Source organism: Lunatibacter salilacus (assembly GCF_009797935.1).
Classification (GTDB): Bacteria; Bacteroidota; Bacteroidia; order Cytophagales; family Cyclobacteriaceae; genus Lunatibacter; species Lunatibacter salilacus.
In genome coordinates this window covers 13,820-36,532 of the sequence record NZ_VOLC01000013.1, presented here as the reverse complement: position 1 = coordinate 36,532, position 22,713 = coordinate 13,820, and the positions used below count along the sequence as shown (strand labels likewise).

Genomic DNA, 22,713 nt, shown 5'->3' with positions numbered 1-22,713 from the left:
TAATTATGGGTCTGAATAAATTAATTGTCGTGATTATTGGGGCATTGATGATTGTCTCCTGTGATACGGCAGAGAGTAAAAAGGGCAGATTTCTTCTAAAGGGAAACGTCAAATTGCAAGATGGGGACATACAAGGAGCTATCACCTTTTATGAAGAAGCCTTAAAACTAGATGAAGAATTTGCTGATGCCTACTACAACAGGGGTCTAGCCTATATTCGACTGGCCAACTTTCCAAAGGCCATCGGAGATTTCAGCAAAGCGTTCGAAATCCAGCCAACCAATTACGATGCGTTATATCAACGCGCCATTTCCCACCTGGACTTTGGGGAAAACTACAGGGCTCTCGGCGATGCTGAGATATTGATAAAAGTCCTACCCCAAGACAATAGGGGATACTTCATTCAAGGCCTTACGTATACCGAACTCTCCGAATATGACAAAGCACTTGGTGCTTTTTCTCAGGCAATTTCCTTGGCTCCGGATAATTCGGACCTCCTTGTAAACAGGGCTACCATTTATTATTATCAGGGTAATTACGAAAGTGCACAGGATGATTTAAGTACCGCCAAAACATTAAACGAAAAAGAACCCAACATATACAACCTGGCATCACTGCTAGCCTTTGAGTCTAATGATTATGACCAAGCATTGGAATTGGTGGAAAAGGCAATATCAATAAACCTTAATCAGCCCTATTATTATAATAATCGGGGACTATATCGGCTATTTTCAGGGGACTTGGATCGTGGATTGGAAGACATCAATTATAGCCTGAGTCAGGATAACAACAACGCCTTTGCCCTCAGAAACAAAGGGTTATACCACTATTTTAAAGGAGAATTCGTTCAAGCACTCAGGTACCTGCAAGAGGCTTCAGCAAAAAATGAAAATATACCACTAATAGCGGAATATATGGATAAGGTAAGGAATGAAATGTAGAAATAATTGATGAGAAGATCCTTCTTTTAATTCGTGTCTATTAATCGATTCATCTCCTTTTGTCTCATGGGCATGGAATCGATCGTCGCAAAAAGCAATTTCCAATCTGGGGCAGTGCCTTCCTTCTTCAATTTGGACCCGCCGTCTTTGCCCAAAAGAATCCAGCATACCTCTTTAGACCCTAAAGCGTATTTAGTCCTAAGTTGCCTCTCGTAATTTTTTTCGAACTTATAATCAGAATTTGAAATCAGACTGTCTCCAAATACGAAGTAAATAAGATCCCTATTCGCAATCTCTACCAACAGGCTATCTGTCATTTCCCAAAGGAGGGAATTATCTTCGTTAGTTGACGGAAATACAAGCAATACCCTGTTTTTCCATTGCAAATCCTCCAATGTAATGATATCGGACCAAAACATCCCACTTATAACAACGATCAGCAAAACACTATTTTTCATGCAGTATGAGTTCTATAATAGTTGTTAAACAAAAAGCACTCCAAAACCATTACAAAACAAAAAAATACTTAGCTGATCGTCGAACCTTGATTCGAGGGTTCATGCGGGTGTAATAATTTGAGTTTGCCCGCTGCATCCTCTGCCATAAGAATCATCCCTTCCGAATCAATACCCATCATTTTCCTAGGAGCTAGGTTAACTAACATGGTAACTTGCTTTCCGATAAGTTCTTCCGGAGAAAAATGTTCTGCAATTCCACTAAGCACGGTTCTATTACCAAGCCCCGTATCCACCGTCAATTTGAGCAGTTTTTTTGATTTTTTCATCTTCTCAGCTTCCAAAATCGTCACAATCCGCATATCCAGCTTAGCAAAATCATCGTAAGTAATGATATCCTTCATAGGTGCTATTTGGGCATTTGACAACTCATTTTGTTTTTTGGAAGCCAACAGCTTATTTACTTGTATCTCCACGGCTTCATCCTCTATTTTATCAAAAAGCAGGGTTGCGGAGGCAATTTCCGAACCAGTGATGAGTAACTGGTCCTTGCCTGCATCCTTCCACAACAACGGACCCAATCCCAAAGTCTCTTTTAATTTTATAGCCGTGAATGGCAAAAAAGGAGCAGACACAATACTTAAATTTGCCGCAATATTCAATGCCAAGTTTAAAATGGTGGCTGTTCGATCAGGATTGGTCTTAATCACTTTCCAGGGTTCTGTATCTGCGAGGTATTTATTTCCCAATCGGGCAAAATCCATCATGATTCCTAATGCTTCCCTGAATCGGAAACGCTCCAAAGATTGGGCGATTTTTTCCGGAAAATCGGCCATCTCCTCCAGCACTTCCAAGTCATAAGGGGAAAGGATTCCCCGTTCGGGAACCTTGCCCTCAAAGAATTTGTGCGTCAATACCACTGCCCGGTTTACAAAATTGCCATAGATGGCTACCAGCTCCGAATTGTTTCTAGTCTGAAAATCCTTCCAGGTAAAATCATTGTCTTTTGTCTCTGGCGCATTGGCCGTAAGCACATAGCGAAGGACATCTTGCTTTCCGGGAAATTCCTCCAAGTATTCGTGAAGCCAAACCGCCCAATTGCGGGAGGTAGAAATCTTGTCCCCTTCCAGATTCAGAAATTCATTGGCCGGAACATTCTCCGGTAAGATAAAATCTCCAAGATTTTTAAGAATGGCTGGGAAAGTAATACAGTGAAAAACAATATTGTCCTTTCCTATAAAATGAACCAACTTGGTATCTTTATCTTTCCAATAGGGCTCCCAGTCTATGCCTTTCTCCTGCGCCCACTCCTTCGTGGAAGAAATGTATCCAATGGGTGCGTCAAACCACACATAAAGCACTTTCCCTTCTGCCTCAGGAAGCGGAACCGGAATTCCCCAGTCCATGTCTCTAGTCATTGAGCGTGGCTGCAATCCGTCACCGGCTTCCAACCAGCTTCTGCACTGACCAAGGACATTGTTTTTCCAGTCGTCTTTGTGGTCTTCCAAGATCCACTTCTTCAAAAAGGCCGTGTACCTCCCTAAATCCATAAACCAATGTTTCGTCTCCTTTAAAACAGGTGAGTTTCCGCTAAGTTTAGATTTCGGGTTGATTAGGTCAGTGGGACTTAACGAAGAGCCGCACTTCTCACATTGATCGCCGTAGGCATGTTCGTAACCGCATTTTGGACAGGTTCCTTCGATATAGCGGTCCGCCAAAAATTGGCCAGCTTCCTTATCATAATACTGTTCGGTGACTTGCTCAATAAACTCTCCTTTATCGTAAAGTTCCTTAAAAAGACCCGCCGCTGTCTCATGGTGAATTGGCGCAGATGTACGGGAATAATGGTCAAAGCTAATCCCAAAAGTCTTGAAGCTATCCTTCATCAGCTCGTGGTAACGGTCGACTACCGCCTGGGGGGTAATGCCCTCGTTCTTGGCTTTGATGGTAATTGCCACGCCATGCTCGTCCGATCCGCACACATAGGCAACATCACGCTCCCGTGACCGCAGGTACCGGACATATATATCCGAAGGTATGTAACATCCAGCCAAATGTCCTATATGAAGGGGTCCGTTAGCGTAGGGCAAGGCCGAAGTTACAGTATATCGTTTGAAAGATTTTTCGCTCATAGCCCGCAAATATAAGGAAAAAGCACCTTGGAAGGCCAATTCATTGCCACAAATCTATTAATCGTCTACGGCTGCTCCCACTAGCTGTTGAAATTCCATCCAGTTTTATCTTCTGAACTTCCCACAGACTGTCTGAGGAGTTTCCCGATGACCTTTACTTCCAGGTTAGCAAAATATTAGGTGTTAATTATCGACAGCAGCCCCCACCATCTGCTTAAACTTCCAGGAAGTTTGATCACCGGTGCCGCCTTGGGTTTGCTTCATGATAATGCCCACAATGTTTTCCTTTGGATCCGCAAAATACTGTGTATTAAAATATCCTCCCCAGACAAACGTGCCTTCGCTACCGTCTCCTCCCTTGCCCTGACCTCTTTCAGTCAAAACACCGAAGGCCAAGCCGTAATGCTGATTTTCACCTCCATATAAAGGACCCGTTTGATCCGCCATGATTGCCGCTATCGTGGTACGGCTAAGAATACGCACTCCGTTTAGCTCACCGCCATTCAAATACATCTGCAAAAAGGTCGCATAATCCATTGCCGTACTGGATAATCCTGCTCCTCCGGAGAAAAAACGTTTCGCTCCTTTGATAGGATAATCGACTTCATAGAACGTGTCCGGATAATTTTTCCATGCGCCGTCTACACGATGGTGGATGGCTACCAGTCTATTGGCTTTGGATTCAGGGAGGTAAAACCAGGTATCATCCATCCCCAAGGGATCGAACAATCTTTCTTTTAAAAAACGGTCAAAGGGCATTCCAGACACCACTTCTATCAGGTAGCCGAGGACGTCGAGACCCACACTGTAGGTGTACTTTTCTCCCGGATCGTGATGAAGCGGCAATTTGGCCAGCTTCATGACTACATCCTTTATACTTACTTCTTCGGTTGTAAAAAGATCTGTAGTACCTGCCTTGCCATAAATCATCTTCATCCGTTCATCTCCGTCAATTACACCATATCCCAAACCGGATGTATGGGTAAGTAGATGTCTGATGGTGATTTCCTTATTAGCAGGGCGTGACGTGTAGGTGGTGTCCACATACCGGAAATTCTGCAAAACCTGTAGGTTGTTAAATTCAGGAATGTACTTGGAAATCGGATCATCCAGCCGGAATTTTCCCTCTTCCCAAAGCATCATTACGGCCGTTGACGTGATGGCTTTGGACTGCGAGGCGATACGGAAGATATGATCCTTCTTCATGGATTCACCTTTGGCTGCATCTGCGATACCATAGGCTTTGTGAAAGACGATTTTACCGTCTTTGGCGATTAAGGCAACAACACCGGGTATATCCCCTTCGGACACAGAGGCACCGAGCATGGCATCTATTTTTTCCAAACGTGCCGGAGACATGCCGACTGACAATGGGTTGCCTTCACCAAGCGGAAGTGATTTTTTAGCAGTGGGAGTCTGGGCAGCAACAACCATTACCTGAAATAAAAGAATAAATGAGCAGAAGTACTTATACAACATAAATGAGAGTTTATGGATTGAAAAGAAATATATGGATACGTAAGATGGCAATTAAATAAAAGAAAGCAAACGGTAAAACATACGTGTGACAGTTATTAAGGGAAAATATTGTCCGCTGAACTTGTCCCGAGTCCTAGTTCTTGGGATCCCGCTGATTTTCGCGGATTTATTTTTAGATCGGTCTGAATAATCAGTGGAAAAAAGAATTTACTTTGAATTTCCGCTAATCAATTTCTGCGCCTATCTTCGGAATCTGCGCAAAATAGATCTCCCTCAAAATCCACAAAAGCAATATAGAAATAAAAAAACTTATTACTGAAACTGAATATAATTGGGAGGTTTTATTCCTTTTAATCTGAGGTAAACCAAAAGCTGCCCCCGGTGGTGGGTAACATGGTCGGCCAGCAACATCAAAAATTGCCTCCGGGAGCGTGTAAACTCCGAATAGGTATTTGTTTCGTCCAATCGACCGGGATCAAATTGTTTGATAAAGTCAGCGGCTTTATCAAACTCCGCTACCATTACCCTGATTACCTCATCTTTGGAGCGGCTATCCAAACGAAACTCATCAGACCTGAACGGTGTATCCAACCCTCCAAACCTGCTGAACGTGTGCCATTCTATCACCACCGCAATATGCATCAACTGCTCCGCAAAGGTCATCTCTTCCGTAACTGGTTTAAACCCGTATGCATCCTCAGGCATTGCTTCCGCTACGGCGACCATGTATTCCTTTGAGCTTTTCCAGCGCTGCAAAAAATCCCGTAAAAAGGGATCATCTTGGGTATATGCAGTATATAAAGGAGCAATTAACAGAACGGTCAGAAAGGATAAAAAAGGTTTGTTCATAGGTGGATGGGTTTATAGGTTGTGGAATTACGAATTACGAATTTCAAATTACGGATTGCGCGCCAAGTTGTTGATAGGTTGTTAGGTCGATGGGTTGGTAAGTTGAAGAAATCCGTCCCTCAGTCCCTCAGTCTCTCGATAAGTCGATAAGTTAAAGGTATTCTTTCATAACTCATCAAGCTCTCGTATATAATCCCGATCTAAATAACGAATACTCACCTCAAGCGTAATCGGTTCCAATGGTTCATCATTATCATCACGTGGGGCATTCACGATTTTATCCACCACATCCATCCCCTGAATGACTTGACCAAAAATGGTGTAATTCCCATCTAAGCGAGTGATCCCCTCCTTTTGGTGAACAATGTAAAACTGGCACCTGGCGGAGAGTTTATCGGGATTGTCATCCCTTCCCGCTCCCACTGCTCCGTAAACGTGGGTAAGTGAATCTACAAACTCGGGTTCCAGCAAATACTCGGAATCAGTGAATCCCTCTGGGGTGTCCGGACAGCCTCCCTGGGCGACGAAATCTGGAATAACCCTATTAAAGGTCAATGAATCCCAGTATCCTGCCTCGGCAAGTTGGATAAAGCTCGCTTTGTGGACAGGAGTTTCATTATGAAGTTTGATGTAAATTTCTCCAAACGGGGTCTGAATTACTCCCATTGCCTCCTGCTGGGCGTGCAGACTAAAGGAAAGTAGAAAAATATAAACGAAAAGGGTTGGTTTCATGGCAGTGGGTTAAAATGATTGTCATGTTTTTTTTAAGCTATTTTCAGCTACTTTTCCATAGAAAGCAACCAAGCTGGGGAAATTTTGAATAATTTTGACACACTAATAAAACATAAACCTCTAAAAGTAATCAATTATGATAAAGCGACTTCTAAGCAAGGGCATATTTTTAACTCTATTTTTACTGATTTCAGTGGCTTCACTTGCTCAGGAGGGCATTCCAGTGGACTGGAAGGTGGGCAGTCAGGCATATACTTTTCGTCTGTTTTCATTTGAGGAAGCCCTAGAAAAACTAAATAGTATCGGTGTAAAATATGTAGAACTCTACCCCGGTCAAAAAATTAAAAAAGGTGGCGAGGCCACCACGGCATTTACAGCAAGTGCCCAGGACTTGGAAACGATTAAGTCGCTATTGAAGAAATACGACATGCAGGCTGTAGCGTACGGGGTGGTGAGTCCAAGTGACGAAGACTGGCCAAAGGTATTTGCTTTTGCCAAAGCTTTGGGCATTGGAATCATCACCACCGAACCAAGAGCCAATCAGTACGACCTGATAGAAAAGCTCTGCGAGGAACATCAAATCAAGATCGCACTTCACAATCACCCAATTCCTTCCTTTTATTGGCATCCGGAAATTCCCCTACGCCTTTTAGAAGGAAGAAGTCCGTTGATGGGTGTTTGCGCAGATATTGGGCACTGGGTACGGTCAGGTTTGGATCCTGTAGAAAGTTTAAAAAAACTGGAAGGCAAAATCATCAGCCTGCATTTCAAGGATCTCAATGCCTGGGGTACAAGAAATGCCCACGACATCCCTTGGGGCACTGGAACCTGCAATGTAGCCGGCGTCCTGCACGAATTAAACCGGCAGGGATTTAAAGGAGTATTTTCTGCCGAATATGAGCACAATTGGGAGAACAACTTGCCGGAAGTAAAAGAAAGTATGGAGTATTTTAAAAGAGTAGCTTCACAGTTTTAAAAATAAATGGGCTGCTTGATTGGGCGAAATTTTCCATTATCATCCGATTGGCAGCCCTCTCATTTCTAACCACCAAATACTTCTGTGTTGGCTGCTCCGACAATCAACAATTTAACCACACTAACAAAATATGAAAATTTTCCCTAACTCCTTTTTTGGCTCTCCAATAAGGACGAGCAGCCCCCTTATCTCAGGAAGAGTAATCCTGTTTTCTTTGATGCTTTCTGGCATTTTAATTAGCGGCTGCCAAAACACCTCACCATCAGTAGATATATCCTCTGAAGATACCTTTGCTTATTTAGAATGGGAAATATCCGATTTTGAGAAGGCCTACAGTTCCGGAGAGCTGACGGTGGAAAAAGTGGTTAGCAGCTATTTGAAAAGAATTGAAACATTAGACCACAATGGTCCTGAAATCCGATCAGTTCTGGAAATAAATCCGGATGCAATTACCATTGCCAAAGAATTGGATTCGCTATTAAAAGAAGGGATACGAAAAGGACCTTTGCATGGCATCCCCGTCCTCTTAAAGGATAATATTGACACCCATGACCGGATGCACACCACTGCCGGGTCCCGAGCTTTAGCCGGTTCCCAACCCCTTCAGGATAGTTTTGTCGCCCAAAAACTACGGGAAGCGGGAGCAGTTATCCTAGGAAAAGCCAACCTGAGTGAGTGGGCCAATTTCCGCGGAGAGATGTCCAGCAGTGGCTGGAGCGGCCTAGGTGGCCAAACCAAAAACCCTTATATCTTGGACCGCAACCCCTGCGGATCCAGTGCTGGATCGGGCGCGGCTGTTTCAGCCAACTTTGCGGTGATGGCCATTGGTACCGAAACTAACGGATCCATTGTCTGCCCCTCCACTGCCAACGGCATTGTGGGTATCAAACCCACCGTGGGTTTGATCAGCCGATCAGGTGTGATACCAATTTCCTACACCCAGGACACTCCAGGCCCTATGACTCGGACCGTACGGGATGGTGCAATTAGCTTGGGGACTATGATAGGTCTAGATTCCAGGGATGATAAAACGTCCGCCAGCGAAGGTAAATATCATACCGATTATACCGTCTTTTTAAAAGCCGATGGGCTTAAAGGTAAAAAAATCGGATGGCTCCAGGATAAGTCAGGTGTAAACTACAAGGTGGATGCACTTATGGAGCAAGCAATCGCTTATATGGAAAGTCAGGGTGCGGAAATCATTCCTATCCAGCAAATTTCAGCATCAAATTCGGGAAGTCACTCCTTTCAGGTGATGTTGTTTGAATACAAGGACGGCCTGAATAGCTACTTTAAATCATTGGGAGATCAGGCTCCAGTCAAAAGCTTGGAGGAATTGATTGAGTTTAATAAAGGTGACTCTATAGAATTAAAGCATTACAACCAGAAATACTTGGAAATGGCTCAGGAAAAAGGGGACCTAAACTCTCCAGAGTATGTGGAAGCCTTGGAAAAATTACGGATTAACAGTCAAGACGAAGGCATTGACAAGGTATTGGTAGAATTTGATTTGGACGCCATCGTGGCGCCTACCGGGAGTCCTGCCTGGAAAACCGATTGGACCAACGGCGACAGTTACCATCTAGGAAGCTCCTCCCCCGCCGCACACGCTGGTTATCCAAGCATTACTGTACCTATGGGGATGATTGATGATTTGCCGGTTGGAATCTCCTTTTTCAGCACAGCATGGTCAGAGCCGGTTTTGTTGGAGGTAGCGTATTCATTTGAGCAGGGGACGAAAGCGAGGAGGGCACCTAGATTTTTGGAAGGGAGTGGGAGGTAAGGGGGGGAGTTTTTATTTGTGATTATTGATTTAGGATATGACGATGCCTAAAAAATGTTGACCGTTTACTGGTACTTTCTACTCATCATACAGCAGATTTTACATCTGGATTTTGAGCTTTTGTTTGGAATGCATGGATATGTTTCATTTTGGCAGCGGGTATGTTTGTAGAAGCTAGGCTTTATGAATTTTGATTTCGGAAGCCTGATAGCCGATTGTTTGGTGACAGTGTACGGGTTTCAGCCCGTTTCGTTTTAGATTCGTCATTACTTTGATGTTACCTTTCACAATCTCTTTTTTTGTTTTAATTTTGGCAACCACGGTTTAAAATTACGTTTGAGTGAACAAAGAAAAGAGGCGACTGATTATATTTTCCATTGTGATAAGCATCGTCTTGATGATTGTCAAATTCTATTCCTATTACATAACCCAGTCTAACGCAATCCTTACAGATGCCTTGGAGAGTATTGTTAATGTCGTGGCCTCTTCATTTGCGATGTACAGTATTTATCTAAGTTCGCAGCCTAAGGACGACAACCATCCTTATGGGCATGGTAAAATAGAATTTTTCAGCGCGGGTATAGAAGGTATTCTGATAATTCTGGCTGGCATATTTATCATTTATCAGTCATTTTATACACTGTTGTTTCCCCAGAGCCTTTCCATGTTGCCAGCAGGGATGGCCTTGGTGGGTTTTTCCGGTGTTATCAACGGAGTTCTGGGTTATGTGCTTCTGAAAAAAGGAAAAGAACTTAACAGCATTACTCTCCAAGCCGACGGAAAGCATATTTCCACAGATGCTATCAGTAGTTTTGTGCTTATTTTGGGCATTGCCGTTATTTACCTCACCGATCTATATTTCTTGGACAGTGTATTTTCCCTCTTTTTTGCACTATATATCATTTACAATGGATACACTCTTGTACGTAGGTCTGTTGCCGGTCTTATGGACGAGACCAATCCTGCAGCAATTGGACATACGGTTAAAATCCTTAATAGGCACAGGAAGGCGAATTGGATTGATATCCACAACATGCGGGTACAACAATATGGTGGCGACAGCCATATTGATCTTCATTTGACCCTGCCTTACTATTACGATCTGGTCAAGGTTCACGATGAAGTCCACCATGTAGAAGAAGTTTTGGAGAACAACCTTCCCGGGTATGTGGAAGTCTTTGTTCATGCAGACCCCTGTATTCCCGAATCCTGTTGCCATTATTGCCAAATAAAAACCTGCCCAGTAAGAAAAGTACCGACTGTGCAAAAAATTAAATGGGATGAAGTAAATATGTCAAAAAACCAAAAGCACTATCACGAACATTCTTCTTTTTCCAATCAGGTTTAAAACTCGCCAATTCCCTCAATGCCAGTGGCTATCACTTAGCTGTACTTTCCATTTTATTGGTTTCTCACCAAATTCCAACTTAAATTGTATTCGTATTAGTAAATCACTGTATTTGATAAAAATTAATTAAGCTTTAGTGTTAAACAGTGCTGTTTTTAAAAAAAATATATTTGGCAATCAACGGTTTAATTGCTTTTTTATTGTAGATTAATTTGTATTTCACATATATAATTTTTAACTTCATATGTGATTTAGGAACATATTAATCTCGGAAGCCATGAAAGATAAACAATTTACCATTCTCATTGCGATTTCAGCGCTCTTATGGTTGATGATAATTGGATTTATCGTCATATAACTTAATATAGAAGATTTCTTTCGCTTACCTTTTCAAGTCTAGGTCTAGAGTTTTTGATAGGTTACTTTTGAAAGGGGCATGATTTACATGCCCCTTTTCTTTTTGGAAGAATGCTAGTCTCTATAAATCTTCCGAAGAGATAAGGCCTGCTCTTCTGAGTAGGGCTTCAGGTTTGGGAGATCTTCCCCTGAATCTCTTGTAAAGGGTGTTGGGGTGCGTTTTGCCTCCGGCTGACAAGATATGCGTTGCGAATGCCTCTGATGTTTTTTTGTCAAATATCCCTTTTTCCAAAAACAACTCAAAAGCATCTGCGTCCAACACTTCCGCCCATTTATAACTGTAATAACCCGCAGCATATCCTCCCTGAAAAATATGGGAAAATGAAGTGCTCAAAGAGGTTTCCGGGACAGCCGGTAGCAGTTCGGTTTTCTCCATCAAGTTCTTCTCAAAGCCCAAAATATCCTCTATTTCCTTAGGGTCAGTACTATGAAAAGCCATGTCCAGTAAGCCAAAACTAATCTGCCTCACTGTCTGATAGCCCTGCTGAAAGTTGGAGGCCTTTTTCAATTTTATGATCAATTCCTCTGGGATTTTGGCACCTGTGTCATGATGGCGGGCAAATAAGTCCAGACATTCCTTCTCGTAACACCAGTTTTCAAATATCTGAGAAGGGAGTTCGACAAAATCCCAATATACATTTGTGCCGGATAGCGACTCATATTTTCCCTGTGCCATCATGCCATGCATGGCATGTCCAAACTCGTGAAACAAGGTGGTGACCTCGTTAAAGGTCAACAAGGACGGTTTGGTTTTTGTAGGTCTGGAAAAGTTGCAAACTATGGATATTAAAGGACGTTGGGATTTCTCCCCCAACGTGCGCAGACCCCGGTAGGAAGTCATCCATGCTCCATTTCTTTTCCCCGGCCGGGGAAAGAAGTCCGCATAGAATATTGCCAAGTGATTTCCCTTACCGTCCCTCACCTCATAGGTCTCCACTTCTGAATGGTATACAGGTATGTCGGTCCGTTTTTCAAAGTTAATTCCAAAAAGTTTTTTGGCAGTCAAAAAAACACCGTTGATAGTATTTGTCAATTCAAAATATGGCTTGAGTAATTCATCGTCCACATCGTATTTTTGTTTCTTAAGTTTTTCAGAATAGTAGCTGAAATCCCACTTTTCCAGTCGGTCCAATCCGTCAAGCTCCTTGGCAAAAGCTTCCAATTCAAATATTTCTTCACTTGCCTTTGGCTTTGCTTTTTCCAGCAAATCATACAAAAAAGCCATCACCGTAGACCCGTTGGAGGCCATACGTTCTTCTAGCACAAAGTCGGAAAATCGCTCGTATCCCAATAGCCTTGCCCGTTCATCTTTTAACGCCAACATGTTTTTGATAATTTCCTTGTTGTCCAATTCATCTCCCTTACAGGATTTGGTGTTGTAGGCTATAAAAAGTTCTTTTCGTAACTCCCTGTTTTTCGCATAGGTCATAAATGGGAGATAACTTGGAAAAGCAAGGGTGAAGATCCACTGACCTTCTTTGTCTTTTTCTGCGGCAGTCTGTGCGGCCGCTTCCTGAATCGCCTCCGGAAGACCATCAAGGTCTTTTTCATCCGAAACAACAAGTTCATATCGATTGGTCTCCTTAAGGACATGCTCGCCAAATTGAAGACCCAGTTGGGATAAATCCCGGTCAATTTCCCGCAGTCTTTTCTTGTCATCAAGAGAAAGTTGGGCACCATTACGGATAAAGGATTTATAAGTCTTATCAAGGAGCATGGTGCTTTCTTCGTCCAAATCCAAACTGTCCCGTTGGACGTATATCGCAGCTATGCGGGCAAATAGATGTTCATCTAATAAGATGTCATTACTGTGGGCAGACAAAAGAGGAGATATTTCTTTTGCCAATCCCTGTATAGTATCGTTGGTTTCAGCGGCATTCAGGTTGAAAAATATTCCTGAGATTGTCGATAGTCTGACACCGGATCTTTCAAGAGCGACAATAGTATTTTCAAAATTTGGACTAATTTCTGATTTTATTGCTTCAATGTCAGCCTTGGCTTCCTCAATTGCTGCGTGGATTCCAGGCAAAAAATGGGAGCTTTCCAATTGATCAAAAGGAGGGGCATTAAACGGGGTATTAAATTCTTCCAACAGTGGATTCATCATAACTTTCTTAACTTTGTAATAAAGATGCAAAATTAACAAATTATTCAGACTATGCCCCACATTGCCAAGCCTAATCCCATGGAATACAAGCCCTTTTATCAAGGTTACATCGATATATTGGAGGGGTTGTCGGTCCATGAACTATTAATAGATCAGATTTCACGCCTTAATCGGGTATTCGAAGATTTGTCAGAAGAGGAGATAGATTTAACTCCTGTTCCGGGCAAATGGTCCTACAACCAGGTGTTTGGCCATCTTTTGGATACGGAGAAAATAATGCATTTCAGGGCGTTGATGATTGCGAGGCAACCTGTGGTGGCTTTGCCCGGATTCGACCAGGATCTCTATGTGGCTGCGGGCAATTTCGTCGGAAAGGAAATCTTGTCTGGAAGTATGAAGAGCATCATCGCCAACCGGGAGGGAATTGTGGCATTTTTGGATACACTCCGCAGTGAACAACTCGAGCATCTGGGAGAAGTCGATGGTCACCCTATGTCGGTGCGCGCCCTGATTTACATTATCTGCGGACACATGCAACACCATTTAGCTGGCTTTTATGCCAGCAGGGGATGGAAACTGTGACTAAAATTACTGAATATACTATTTTTGTCACCTACCTTTGTACTTGATAAATAAAAGATAACTATCGTATGGCTAATGCAAAGAGTTTCACAGAATTGATTAATGGCGATCAACCTGTATTGGTGGATTTCTATGCGACTTGGTGCGGTCCCTGTAAAATGATGCAGCCTATTTTGCAGGAAACTGCACAGCAAGTGGGCCAAAAAGTAAAGATCGTGAAAGTAGATGTGGACAAAAACCCTGCTGCCGCTCAGAAATTCCAGGTTAGGGGTGTTCCCACGCTGATTTTATTCGAGAAAGGGCGTCTATTATGGAGAAAGTCCGGAGTTGTTCCAGCCAATGAGTTGGTAAAGGTGATAAATAAGGAAGTAAAAGCAGTTTAGGGACTATGTTTTTCTCTTAAATGACCAAGACACTTTGAAATTGGCAACCTCCTCTGTGTCTTCGTTTCTTGCGCTTACATTAAGTTGAATGCTGCCGGTTTGTCCAGGCTGATTGAGTGAATCAATTAGCTTTCCAACGCTGTCCCCTTCAATGCAAGTGAATGTAATGGTTTGATCAGCCTTTTTTAGGAAGGCAGCCTCAAACCCGGTAATCAGCATGGAGTATTTTTCAGTACCCTGTAGGTAAAACATACATAGTGCTCCAGTGGCAAGTTCTGCCGCTCCGGAAAGAGCTGCGAAATAAATAGATCGAAATGGGTTTTTGGTGCGCCAGCTATAGGGTAGCGTCACCTGGCAACTCCCACTGTCTAACTGCTTTATTAGGACCCCCCAAAATAAAACCGTGGGAAGTTTCGACAATAGAAACCAGCGAAAGGTAAATGGAGAGCGCATTTGCCGGACATATTTTTGTTGCGGTTCGGTCATATACTGTTTTTTTTGAGATGTTTACCTACTGTTTTGCAGCCATTTTTGAAATATCTGTGCCAGATCTGCTTTTACCAGCGGCTTGGAAATGTAATCGTTCATACCGGCAGACAAGCATCGTTCTCTTTCTCCGATGACCGTTCCAGCGGTCAAGGCGATAATGGGGTTGGACAGTAGGGGATATTCCTGCCTAATTTTGTGGGTTGCCTCATAGCCGCTGAGTTCCGGCATCTGAATGTCCATAAAGGTTATTTCCGGTTTATTATGCCGGAATATTTCCACTGCTTCCAGCCCGTTTTTGGCTTCGAGCAGGACACAGTTCGGCAGAAGTTGCTTTATAATCGTCCTGGCCAGAAAAAGATTTACCATGTTGTCTTCAGCTATCAGGACATTAATAGAACGCTCAAGGATAGGCTTAATCGGGTCTGCGGATTTGGTTTTTGGTTCTTCCATGTGCGTGTGGGCTAACGAGGTGATTAGATTTCTGAGAGTTACTGGTTTTTTTAGTATTTGTTGACACCCTAGGGAAAGTATGGCATCATCCGGTTTTCCCTGTTTGTCAAAACCCAGTAAAAACACTGGTATTTCAACTCCGGAGGATTTGATTTTGGAAATGGTTTCCAGTCCATCCAGATACGGCATGATCTCATCCATGATAATTAAATCGATGGCTTTGTCCTCCTCCAGAATTGTTAATGCTTGCATGCCATTGATGGCCGGGATGGCATGGAGCCCAATACTGGACAACATGGAGATAAGGGACATTCTGGAAAATTCGTTGTCGTCTACCACAAGAATCCGGCGAAAGGAAGTTGAACATTGGAAGACGGTCTTATCCTGTTCATAGTTGAATGTCACGTCAAAATAAAAAGCGCTTCCTTTACCCAGTTCACTACTTAGTTCCAACTTACTGTTCATATATCCCAAAATCTTGTTGGAAATGGTCAAACCCAGACCAGTCCCTCCATATTTTCTTGTTGTGGAGGAATCTTCCTGAGAAAAAGCGTCAAATATTTTTAACTGATATTCCTTGCTGATACCGATACCCGTGTCTTCCACCCGAAAACAAAGTGTCACATGCTGGCTTGGTAGGAATTCCTTGGGAGTAATGGATAGGCATACCGTGCCCTTTTTCGTAAACTTAATGGCATTCCCCAACAGATTAATTATTATCTGCCTCAGCCTAATTTCATCAGACCATATGTATCGGGGACAATCGGGGTGTATATGCAATACAAGCTCGATTCCTTTATTTAATGCCTGAAAATGAATGATACCCAAGGTGCTTTCGGATAAGTCTCTCAATTCAGTTTTCCGGATTTCAAGTTCGAGTTTGCCAGCTTCAATTTTTGAAAAATCTAAAATGTCATTAATTATTTCCAACAATAACATCCCCGATTGATGTACCGTTTGAGCAAACTGCTGTTGCTCCGGACCCAATTTGGATGTTGCCAATAAGTCAGAAAATCCAATAATTCCATTTAGTGGAGTTCGGATTTCATGGCTCATATTGGCCAGAAACTCCGATTTGGCTTTATTGGCTGCCTCCGCTTTTTCCTTTTGGCGTATAATTTCATTTTGGAAGATTTTCCGCTCAGTAATATCTCTAGAAGAGGCAATGATAAAACCCTTGCCATTAATATCGAAGTACTTCACGGTGACCTCCACAGGAAAGCTTTTGCCGGTTAGTTGATTGGTATTGACACCCTCCAGAACCATGTGTTTGACAGATTTCAATTCTTTCACATGCCTTTCCCATGTCCCGGGTACTTTGAAAATCTCCTCAAAATCCTTAACCTGGTAACTGCCCACTTCGGATTGTGGAATCCCAAGACGCTCAGAAGCCTCTTTATTGATGTATTCCAAGTGGCCGTTTTCGCGGCTTACCTGAAATGCATCGTTACTGTTTTGGATAAAACTGGCAAGAAGGTCCATGCGATCCCGGGTTTCCTCCCTTTCGGGTTCTACATGCTTACCTGGCTCGGATGTTGTCCACCTTTCGTTGACGGCATCGACAAACCTTCTTAGCGGGCTATCTTTGTGCCAATTATGGGCTGGAAAAAATTTGTCTATCAACTCCTGTAAGTCTTGGTTGTACATCAAATTTGGAGTTTAGTCATGGCTCTTTTAGAAAATTTGACTTGTCGGGGTGAACCCCGGGGAGTTGGGTAGTATAAACCTAGCATGATTTTATGAATAAATCAAAAAAAATCCGTTTCTTGATATATGAACCAAGAACACAGCCGTATATTTCTGACAGGACCTGAATCTTAATCACCTCTTTTGCTTTTAATTGGAGAGGAAATGTTTTTTTATTGAATCTGGCATTTTTTTTGGTGGTTGGAGTTTAAATAAAATTTTAAACTCATGTTGAAGAAAATCGGTGTATTATTTCTCATAGGCCTTATTGGTTACAGTTGTGCCACCGTTCCTTTGAGCGGCAGGAGACAACTAAGTATCGTAGGCAACAGTGAAATTTTGCCTTTATCCTATGACCAATATAGTCAGGTTAAGAGCGAAAGTAAGATTGTAACTAATACGCCTGATGGACAGAAGGTTGTTAACGTAGGCAAGAGGATTGCAGCTGCCGTGGAACAATACTTGAAGGAAACCAATTATGGTTCTATTACAGAGGGGTTTTCTTGGGAATTTAACCTGATAGAAAGTGATCAGGTGAATGCTTGGTGTATGCCTGGGGGAAAAGTGGCTTTTTATACAGGCATTTTGCCAATTTGCCAGAATGAGACCGGAATTGCCGTAGTTATGGGGCATGAGGTAGCCCATGCCATTGCCAATCATGCCAGAGAGAGAATGTCGCAGGGAATGGTGGCCAATGGATTGTTAGGTGGGGTTCAGGTTGCTATGGGTGAAAATCCAAGTCTCACGCAAACTATTTTTCTTCAAGCCATTGGTTACGGAGGTCAAGTGGGTATGCTGAAATTTTCCAGAGATCAAGAATTAGAAGCTGACCAATTGGGACTTATCTTTATGTCTATTGCAGGATACGATCCCCGGCAGGCACCTGCTTTTTGGGAGCGGATGAATGCCAATGCAGGAGGAGCGGCACCGCCGGAATTTTTATCAACACACCCTGGCCCTACCCGCCGAATAGAACGACTTCAGGAACAAATGCCGGACGCCATGGTCTATTACGAAAAAAACAAAAGGTAAACGGCATCATTATTAACCGCAAAACCGCAGTGGTTTTTTGTGACCTAATTTGATGCTGAAAATTACCACAAAGGGCACAGAGGAGGCACAAAGAGCACTAAGTTTTTTCTCTAAAAAATCTTTGTATAGTGGGGGTAACCTATTGATTGAATTGAAGTTAGATTGAAAATTTCCACATAGGACACAATAGTGCACATAGTTTTAAATTTCAGAAATTAAAAAAACACATTTTTCCGGAAACTGCTATGTGTACTCCGATCTATCTATGTGGTTTAAAACGTCCATTAAAAAAATTAACCACGAAGGGCACGGAGAAGGCACAAAGAGCACAAAGTTTTTTGAAAGTTTAGGTGTCAGTTCTTCGTGTATTTTTCCGAATATTACTATGTGGTTTAAATGAATTACCCACAAAGCGCAAAAAGTTTTTTTGAAAAATCCTCCGTGTCAACCGCGAAACTTGGGGATCTTTGGGGCTCACTTTTTGGTTGTGGTTAGCGTTTATTAAAGCTACGCAGTTTGACTTGGGTAAATTTTCGCTTGGTGTCTAGGGGAAAGTCTCCCTTCATCATCCAGTCGTAATAGCCAGGCTCTTCGACCAAAACTTGCTCGATGGTTTTCCCCTTCAATTTGCCAAAATTAAAGACTTCCTGCCCCTCATTGTTGAAAACAAACCTTCCGGCAAGGTCTACCATTTTTTCATTGAGAAGGTTATGTATTTTCCGCATGTCATTTTCCAAAATGCCCAACTTGTTGCCCTGAAGGTCTTCAGCCTCTTCGCCTTCATAACGTTCTATTTGCGCCTTGAAGACTTCATAGGAGGCGACAGTATCGGCTTCCGCACTATGTGCATTTTCTAGCGTTTTACCGCAATAAAATTTGTATGCGGCCGAAAGATTTCTTTTTTCCATCATATGGAAAATTTTCTGCGAATCGAGCAGGTTTCTCTTTTCGATATCAAAATCCAATCCAGCCCGAAGAAATTCTTCCACCAATAGAGGGATATCATATTTCAGGACATTGAATCCCGCCAAATCTGCTCCTTCAAAAAACTGAAAGAGCTCACGCGAAATGTCTTTAAATGTCGGCGCATCAACCACATCCGCATCATAAATACCATGTATCAATGACGTTTCTTTAGGGATTGGAATGGTTGGGTTGATTTTTGAGGTTTTTGACTCCTGACGTCCGTTGGGATGAACCTTCAATATTGAAATCTCTACGATCCTGTCTGTAGAAATATTGATCCCTGTCGCTTCCAGGTCAAAAAATGCCAAGGGCGTTTTTATATTCAAACTCATAGTATGTTGTCGGTAAATGATAAAGAAGCATCCCGCTGAGAATGCTTTGATCTTACAAAGATACTGCTTTAAACCTAAAATACGCATTAGAATTTTTACTACCAAATTCCCGACAGCCAATATTAACCGTTTCACATCACTTATCGAATATAGGACAGGTATGAAGTAGTCCAATCTCCAAAATTGTCAGATTTTCCCCTGCTAATATATGCTAATGAATTGAACGGTAAACTCTAATTCAATAAACGGGATAGTAATACTTGCTTTTTGCCTATTACCAAATGGAAATCTGGAAACTATTGTCCAAACAATGAAATATTGCGGGCAATTTTTTTGTTGGTATACTAGTGGTAGGAAACCGGTGGATGCGGTGGAATTCAAGGAGGGGAATGCTAACTTGGTGGGGTACAGGATATTTTGATCTTTGCCCAACAAAATGTGGATAAGTGGGTGTATAAATTGTTTAAAACCTTTCCCCCAAAGAAGGTACATTTGTAAATATGGCAGAAAGCAGTGCAAGTAAAAACGAGCGGTTGGGACAGCGAAGGCGGTTTCCCGAGACACCCACAGGGCTGGGCAAGATGCCCCCGCAGGCAGTGGATTTGGAGGAAGCGGTCTTGGGTGCTTTGATGTTGGAAAAGGATGCCTTGACTACGGTCGTGGATATTTTGTCTCCGGAAAGCTTTTACAAAGATTCCCACAAGCTGATTTACGACAGCATTCTGGACCTGTTTAACGAGGGGGAACCTATCGACTTGTTGACGGTCACCAACCAGCTGCGTAAAAACGGGAAGTTGGAACTTGCCGGCGGAGCATTCTATATTACTGAACTAACCTCTCGAGTGTCTTCTGCGGCCAATATTGAATTCCACGCGAGGATAGTCACGGAGCAGGCCATGAAGCGGGATATGATCCGCATAGCTTCGGATATCCAGCGTGAGGCCTTTGAGGACACGACGGATGTGTTTGAACTGTTGGACAAGATGGAACAGTCTCTTTTTGAGATTTCCGAAAACAACATCAAAAAGAATTATATGGACATGCGGTCCATCATGCGGGAAGCCATTACCGAATTGGAAGGAAAAAAGGGTCAAAAGGATGGTCTGACTGGAGTTCCCAGCGGATTTACTGCCCTTGACCGGGTAACATCGGGTTGGCAAAAATCCGATTTGGTAATCATCGCTGCCCGTCCCGCCATGGGAAAGACGGCCTTTGTGCTTTCGGTGTTGCGAAATGCTGCCGTGGACCACAACCGTCCTGTGGCCATTTTTTCCCTGGAAATGTCCTCCATTCAGCTGGCTAACAGACTGATATCCTCTGAATCGGAGCTGGATTCTGAAAAGATTAAAAAAGGAAACTTGGCGGATTATGAATGGCAACAGCTGATCCATAAGACAAGCAAATTATCCACAGCCCCTCTCTTTGTAGATGATACCCCGGCCTTATCCATCCTGGAACTCCGGGCAAAATGCAGGAGGCTAAAGGCACAAAATGACATTCAGATGATCGTTGTCGATTACCTGCAACTTATGTCCGGCGAGAGCAGTAAGGGAGGTAATACCGGCAACAGGGAGCAGGAAATCTCAAGTATCTCTCGGGCATTGAAAAAAATCGCCAAGGAACTCAACGTGCCTGTCATCGCCCTTTCCCAGTTATCCCGGGCTGTGGAAACTCGGGGTGGAGACAAGCGACCCCAACTCTCGGATTTGAGAGAGTCCGGTGCTATCGAGCAGGATGCGGATATCGTGATGTTTCTTTATAGGCCGGAATATTATGGCATCACCGAAGATGAGGAGGGACACAGTACTGCCGGTGTGGGTGAGGTCATAATTGCCAAACACAGAAATGGATCTCTGGAAAATGTCAAGCTCCGTTTTATTGGCAAATACACCAAATTTACCGACTTGGAACTCAATACCCCTTATGCGGCTCAAGATGCGCTTTATGGCAGTAGGTTTCCAAGTAGCGCAAGCGGAAAGGATTTTGAGCAGGGAAACACCATTCGGTTGGGCAGTAAGGCCAACGGTCCGGACAGCCTGCCCGATACCTCTGATGATCCGTTGCTTGGTGGATTTGGTTCCAACGATCCAGCTCCATTTTAAATTTGCTACCTTTTAAATTTGCTACCTATGAAAGCTATTGTATTGGACCGCACCCTTCCTCAGGGAATTTCCATTCAAAATGTAACCCTTGGACCTCTGGGAGACCATGATGTTCGGATTGAAGTGGCCGCTGCCGCTCTAAACCACCGGGATGAATGGTGCCGGCAGGGAAAATACGCCAATTTGAAAGACGGAGTGGTTTTGGGATCGGATGGTTCAGGAATCGTAGTGGAGGCGGGAAAAAGTGTGGACCACTCTTGGATTGGGAAGGAGGTAATCATCAATCCCGCCCTTCACTGGGGAGACAATCAACGGGCCCAGAGTCCCGATTTCCGTATCCTTGGAATGCCAGATCACGGCACATTGGCAGAATTTATTCAAGTACCGGGAGACCGTATCTATTCCAAACCGGATCACCTGAGCCTTGTCGAGGCTGCTGCATTGCCGCTGGCAGGACTTACCGCCTATAGGGCTCTTTTTTACCAAGGAGAATTAAAGCAGGGCCAAAATGTGCTTATTACGGGAATCGGTGGCGGTGTGGCCCAGTTTGCGTTGCAGTTTGCCCTAGCCCAAAAAGCTACCGTCTATGTCAGTAGTAGCTCCCAGGATAAGTTGGCGGCTGCTACAGCTCTAGGGGCCAAAGGTGGATTTATTTATTCTGAACCCACCTGGGTAGAAGAAGCCAAAAGTCTCACAGGAGGGTTTGATTTGGTTATTGATAGTGCAATGGGCAATACCTTTGGGAATTTGCTGGACGTCATTAAGCCCGGCGGTAAGCTGGTTTTTTTTGGAGCTACCCTCGGAAATCCTTCCGAGATGAACGTGAGAAAGATCTTTTGGAATCAGCTTACTTTGAAAGGGACAACGATGGGCAGTGACCGGGATTTTGAGGAAATGCTGGATTTTGTCTCGCACCATAAAATTATGCCCGTCATTGACCATGTTTTTAATTTTGACCAAACCATCACTGCTTTCGATCGGATGCGGCGGGGTGCCCAATTGGGTAAACTGGTCCTAGGAATCATGCAATAGGCGTTTATTCCAGTCTAGTGTCGGAAAAAGAAGGTTTGTGCGGAAGACCTACCTGCTGGAATCTACCTACTCATATTCCATTTGAAAATTGAAAAATGCATTTTCCAACTCTTTTTTGGCGTGGAGGTTATTTTGTTGGATCGACAATTCTAATCCCTTTTCATATATTTGCCGCACCTTGTCGGTGGTTTCTGCGTTGATAAAAAATGCGGCGGCATGATAATAAGCCGGCAAATAGTCTGGGAAATCCCGCAAAAGTTTGTCAAAGTACATTGTCGCTTCGTTTTTGTCTACGAATTGGTATTCCAAAGCGAGTGCGTAATAATTAAATGGATCATTGGGATCTTCCTGTACAAACTGTAAGAGATGTTCTATGCGTGGTAAATTGCTCATGATTCTTTTTTTGAATTGTACGAGTTATCACTAAATTCACGAAATTT

Annotated in this window: 19 protein-coding genes; 9 read left to right on the top strand and 10 right to left on the bottom strand. The window is 43.2% G+C overall.

What is annotated here, in order from left to right; genetic code table 11:
• The first annotated feature begins 5 nt into the window (after nt 1–5).
• Complete coding sequence (locus FQ608_RS17170; protein ID WP_158859582.1) at nt 6–941, top strand: tetratricopeptide repeat protein; 936 nt, start codon at nt 6–8, stop codon at nt 939–941.
• A gap of 26 nt (nt 942–967) precedes the next feature.
• Here the strand turns inward: FQ608_RS17170 and FQ608_RS17165 are convergent, their stop codons facing one another.
• From FQ608_RS17165 to FQ608_RS17145, 5 genes are all read right to left on the bottom strand, one after another.
• Nucleotides 968–1,399 (bottom strand): DUF4174 domain-containing protein, encoded by a 432-nt coding sequence (locus FQ608_RS17165; protein ID WP_158859580.1) that lies wholly within the window; start codon nt 1,397–1,399, stop codon nt 968–970.
• A gap of 68 nt (nt 1,400–1,467) precedes the next feature.
• Nucleotides 1,468–3,528, bottom strand: a complete 2,061-nt coding sequence (gene metG, locus FQ608_RS17160; RefSeq protein ID WP_158859578.1) for a methionine--tRNA ligase — start codon at nt 3,526–3,528, stop codon at nt 1,468–1,470.
• 183 nt (nt 3,529–3,711) lie between these two features.
• Nucleotides 3,712–5,007, bottom strand: a complete 1,296-nt coding sequence (locus tag FQ608_RS17155) for a serine hydrolase domain-containing protein (protein ID WP_158859576.1) — start codon at nt 5,005–5,007, stop codon at nt 3,712–3,714.
• Nucleotides 5,008–5,319: 312 nt separating this feature from the next.
• Nucleotides 5,320–5,856: a DinB family protein gene (locus tag FQ608_RS17150; RefSeq protein WP_158859574.1), complete on the bottom strand. Its 537-nt coding sequence runs from the start codon at nt 5,854–5,856 to the stop codon at nt 5,320–5,322.
• A 165-nt stretch (nt 5,857–6,021) separates the two neighbouring features.
• Nucleotides 6,022–6,588: a peptidylprolyl isomerase gene (locus FQ608_RS17145; RefSeq protein WP_158859572.1), complete on the bottom strand. Its 567-nt coding sequence runs from the start codon at nt 6,586–6,588 to the stop codon at nt 6,022–6,024.
• A gap of 136 nt (nt 6,589–6,724) precedes the next feature.
• Here FQ608_RS17145 and FQ608_RS17140 point away from each other — a divergent pair, with 136 nt between their 5' ends.
• The 3 genes from FQ608_RS17140 (at nt 6,725) to FQ608_RS17130 (ending at nt 10,695) form a co-directional block, all read left to right on the top strand.
• The gene (locus FQ608_RS17140; protein ID WP_234364247.1) at nt 6,725–7,564 is read left to right on the top strand and encodes a sugar phosphate isomerase/epimerase family protein; all 840 of its coding nucleotides are present in this window, start codon (nt 6,725–6,727) and stop codon (nt 7,562–7,564) included.
• A 130-nt stretch (nt 7,565–7,694) separates the two neighbouring features.
• Nucleotides 7,695–9,347: an amidase gene (locus FQ608_RS17135; protein ID WP_234364246.1), complete on the top strand. Its 1,653-nt coding sequence runs from the start codon at nt 7,695–7,697 to the stop codon at nt 9,345–9,347.
• A gap of 340 nt (nt 9,348–9,687) precedes the next feature.
• Nucleotides 9,688–10,695: a cation diffusion facilitator family transporter gene (locus tag FQ608_RS17130; protein ID WP_158859570.1), complete on the top strand. Its 1,008-nt coding sequence runs from the start codon at nt 9,688–9,690 to the stop codon at nt 10,693–10,695.
• Nucleotides 10,696–11,173: 478 nt separating this feature from the next.
• Here the strand turns inward: FQ608_RS17130 and FQ608_RS17125 are convergent, their stop codons facing one another.
• Nucleotides 11,174–13,216 carry a M3 family metallopeptidase gene (locus FQ608_RS17125; protein WP_158859837.1) on the bottom strand — a complete coding sequence of 681 codons (2,043 nt, stop codon included), beginning with the start codon at nt 13,214–13,216 and terminating at the stop codon, nt 11,174–11,176.
• Between the two features lie 54 nt (nt 13,217–13,270).
• Between FQ608_RS17125 and FQ608_RS17120 the strand changes: the two genes are divergently transcribed.
• Nucleotides 13,271–13,801 carry a DinB family protein gene (locus FQ608_RS17120; RefSeq protein WP_158859568.1) on the top strand — a complete coding sequence of 177 codons (531 nt, stop codon included), beginning with the start codon at nt 13,271–13,273 and terminating at the stop codon, nt 13,799–13,801.
• A gap of 68 nt (nt 13,802–13,869) precedes the next feature.
• Nucleotides 13,870–14,184, top strand: coding sequence for a thioredoxin (gene trxA, locus FQ608_RS17115; RefSeq protein ID WP_158859566.1), 315 nt, complete (start codon nt 13,870–13,872; stop codon nt 14,182–14,184).
• Between the two features lie 3 nt (nt 14,185–14,187).
• Here the strand turns inward: trxA and FQ608_RS17110 are convergent, their stop codons facing one another.
• The gene (locus tag FQ608_RS17110; protein ID WP_158859564.1) at nt 14,188–14,670 is read right to left on the bottom strand and encodes a DUF4442 domain-containing protein; all 483 of its coding nucleotides are present in this window, start codon (nt 14,668–14,670) and stop codon (nt 14,188–14,190) included.
• Between the two features lie 21 nt (nt 14,671–14,691).
• A complete protein-coding gene (locus FQ608_RS17105) occupies nt 14,692–16,770 on the bottom strand; it encodes a response regulator (protein WP_158859562.1) in 2,079 nt (692 codons plus the stop codon).
• 267 nt (nt 16,771–17,037) lie between these two features.
• On the opposite strand from FQ608_RS17105, the gene FQ608_RS17100 reads away from it, so the two are divergent.
• Nucleotides 17,038–17,841 (top strand): M48 family metallopeptidase, encoded by an 804-nt coding sequence (locus FQ608_RS17100; RefSeq protein WP_158859561.1) that lies wholly within the window; start codon nt 17,038–17,040, stop codon nt 17,839–17,841.
• A 491-nt stretch (nt 17,842–18,332) separates the two neighbouring features.
• Here FQ608_RS17100 and FQ608_RS17095 read toward each other — a convergent pair whose 3' ends face one another.
• A complete protein-coding gene (locus FQ608_RS17095; RefSeq protein WP_158859559.1) occupies nt 18,333–19,139 on the bottom strand; it encodes a 3'-5' exonuclease in 807 nt (268 codons plus the stop codon).
• Between the two features lie 500 nt (nt 19,140–19,639).
• Between FQ608_RS17095 and dnaB the strand changes: the two genes are divergently transcribed.
• Nucleotides 19,640–21,241: a replicative DNA helicase gene (dnaB, locus tag FQ608_RS17090; RefSeq protein ID WP_158859557.1), complete on the top strand. Its 1,602-nt coding sequence runs from the start codon at nt 19,640–19,642 to the stop codon at nt 21,239–21,241.
• Nucleotides 21,242–21,268: 27 nt separating this feature from the next.
• A complete protein-coding gene (locus tag FQ608_RS17085) occupies nt 21,269–22,273 on the top strand; it encodes a quinone oxidoreductase family protein (RefSeq protein WP_158859555.1) in 1,005 nt (334 codons plus the stop codon).
• Between the two features lie 66 nt (nt 22,274–22,339).
• Here the strand turns inward: FQ608_RS17085 and FQ608_RS17080 are convergent, their stop codons facing one another.
• Nucleotides 22,340–22,666: a tetratricopeptide repeat protein gene (locus FQ608_RS17080; RefSeq protein ID WP_158859553.1), complete on the bottom strand. Its 327-nt coding sequence runs from the start codon at nt 22,664–22,666 to the stop codon at nt 22,340–22,342.
• Nucleotides 22,667–22,713 lie beyond the last annotated feature (47 nt).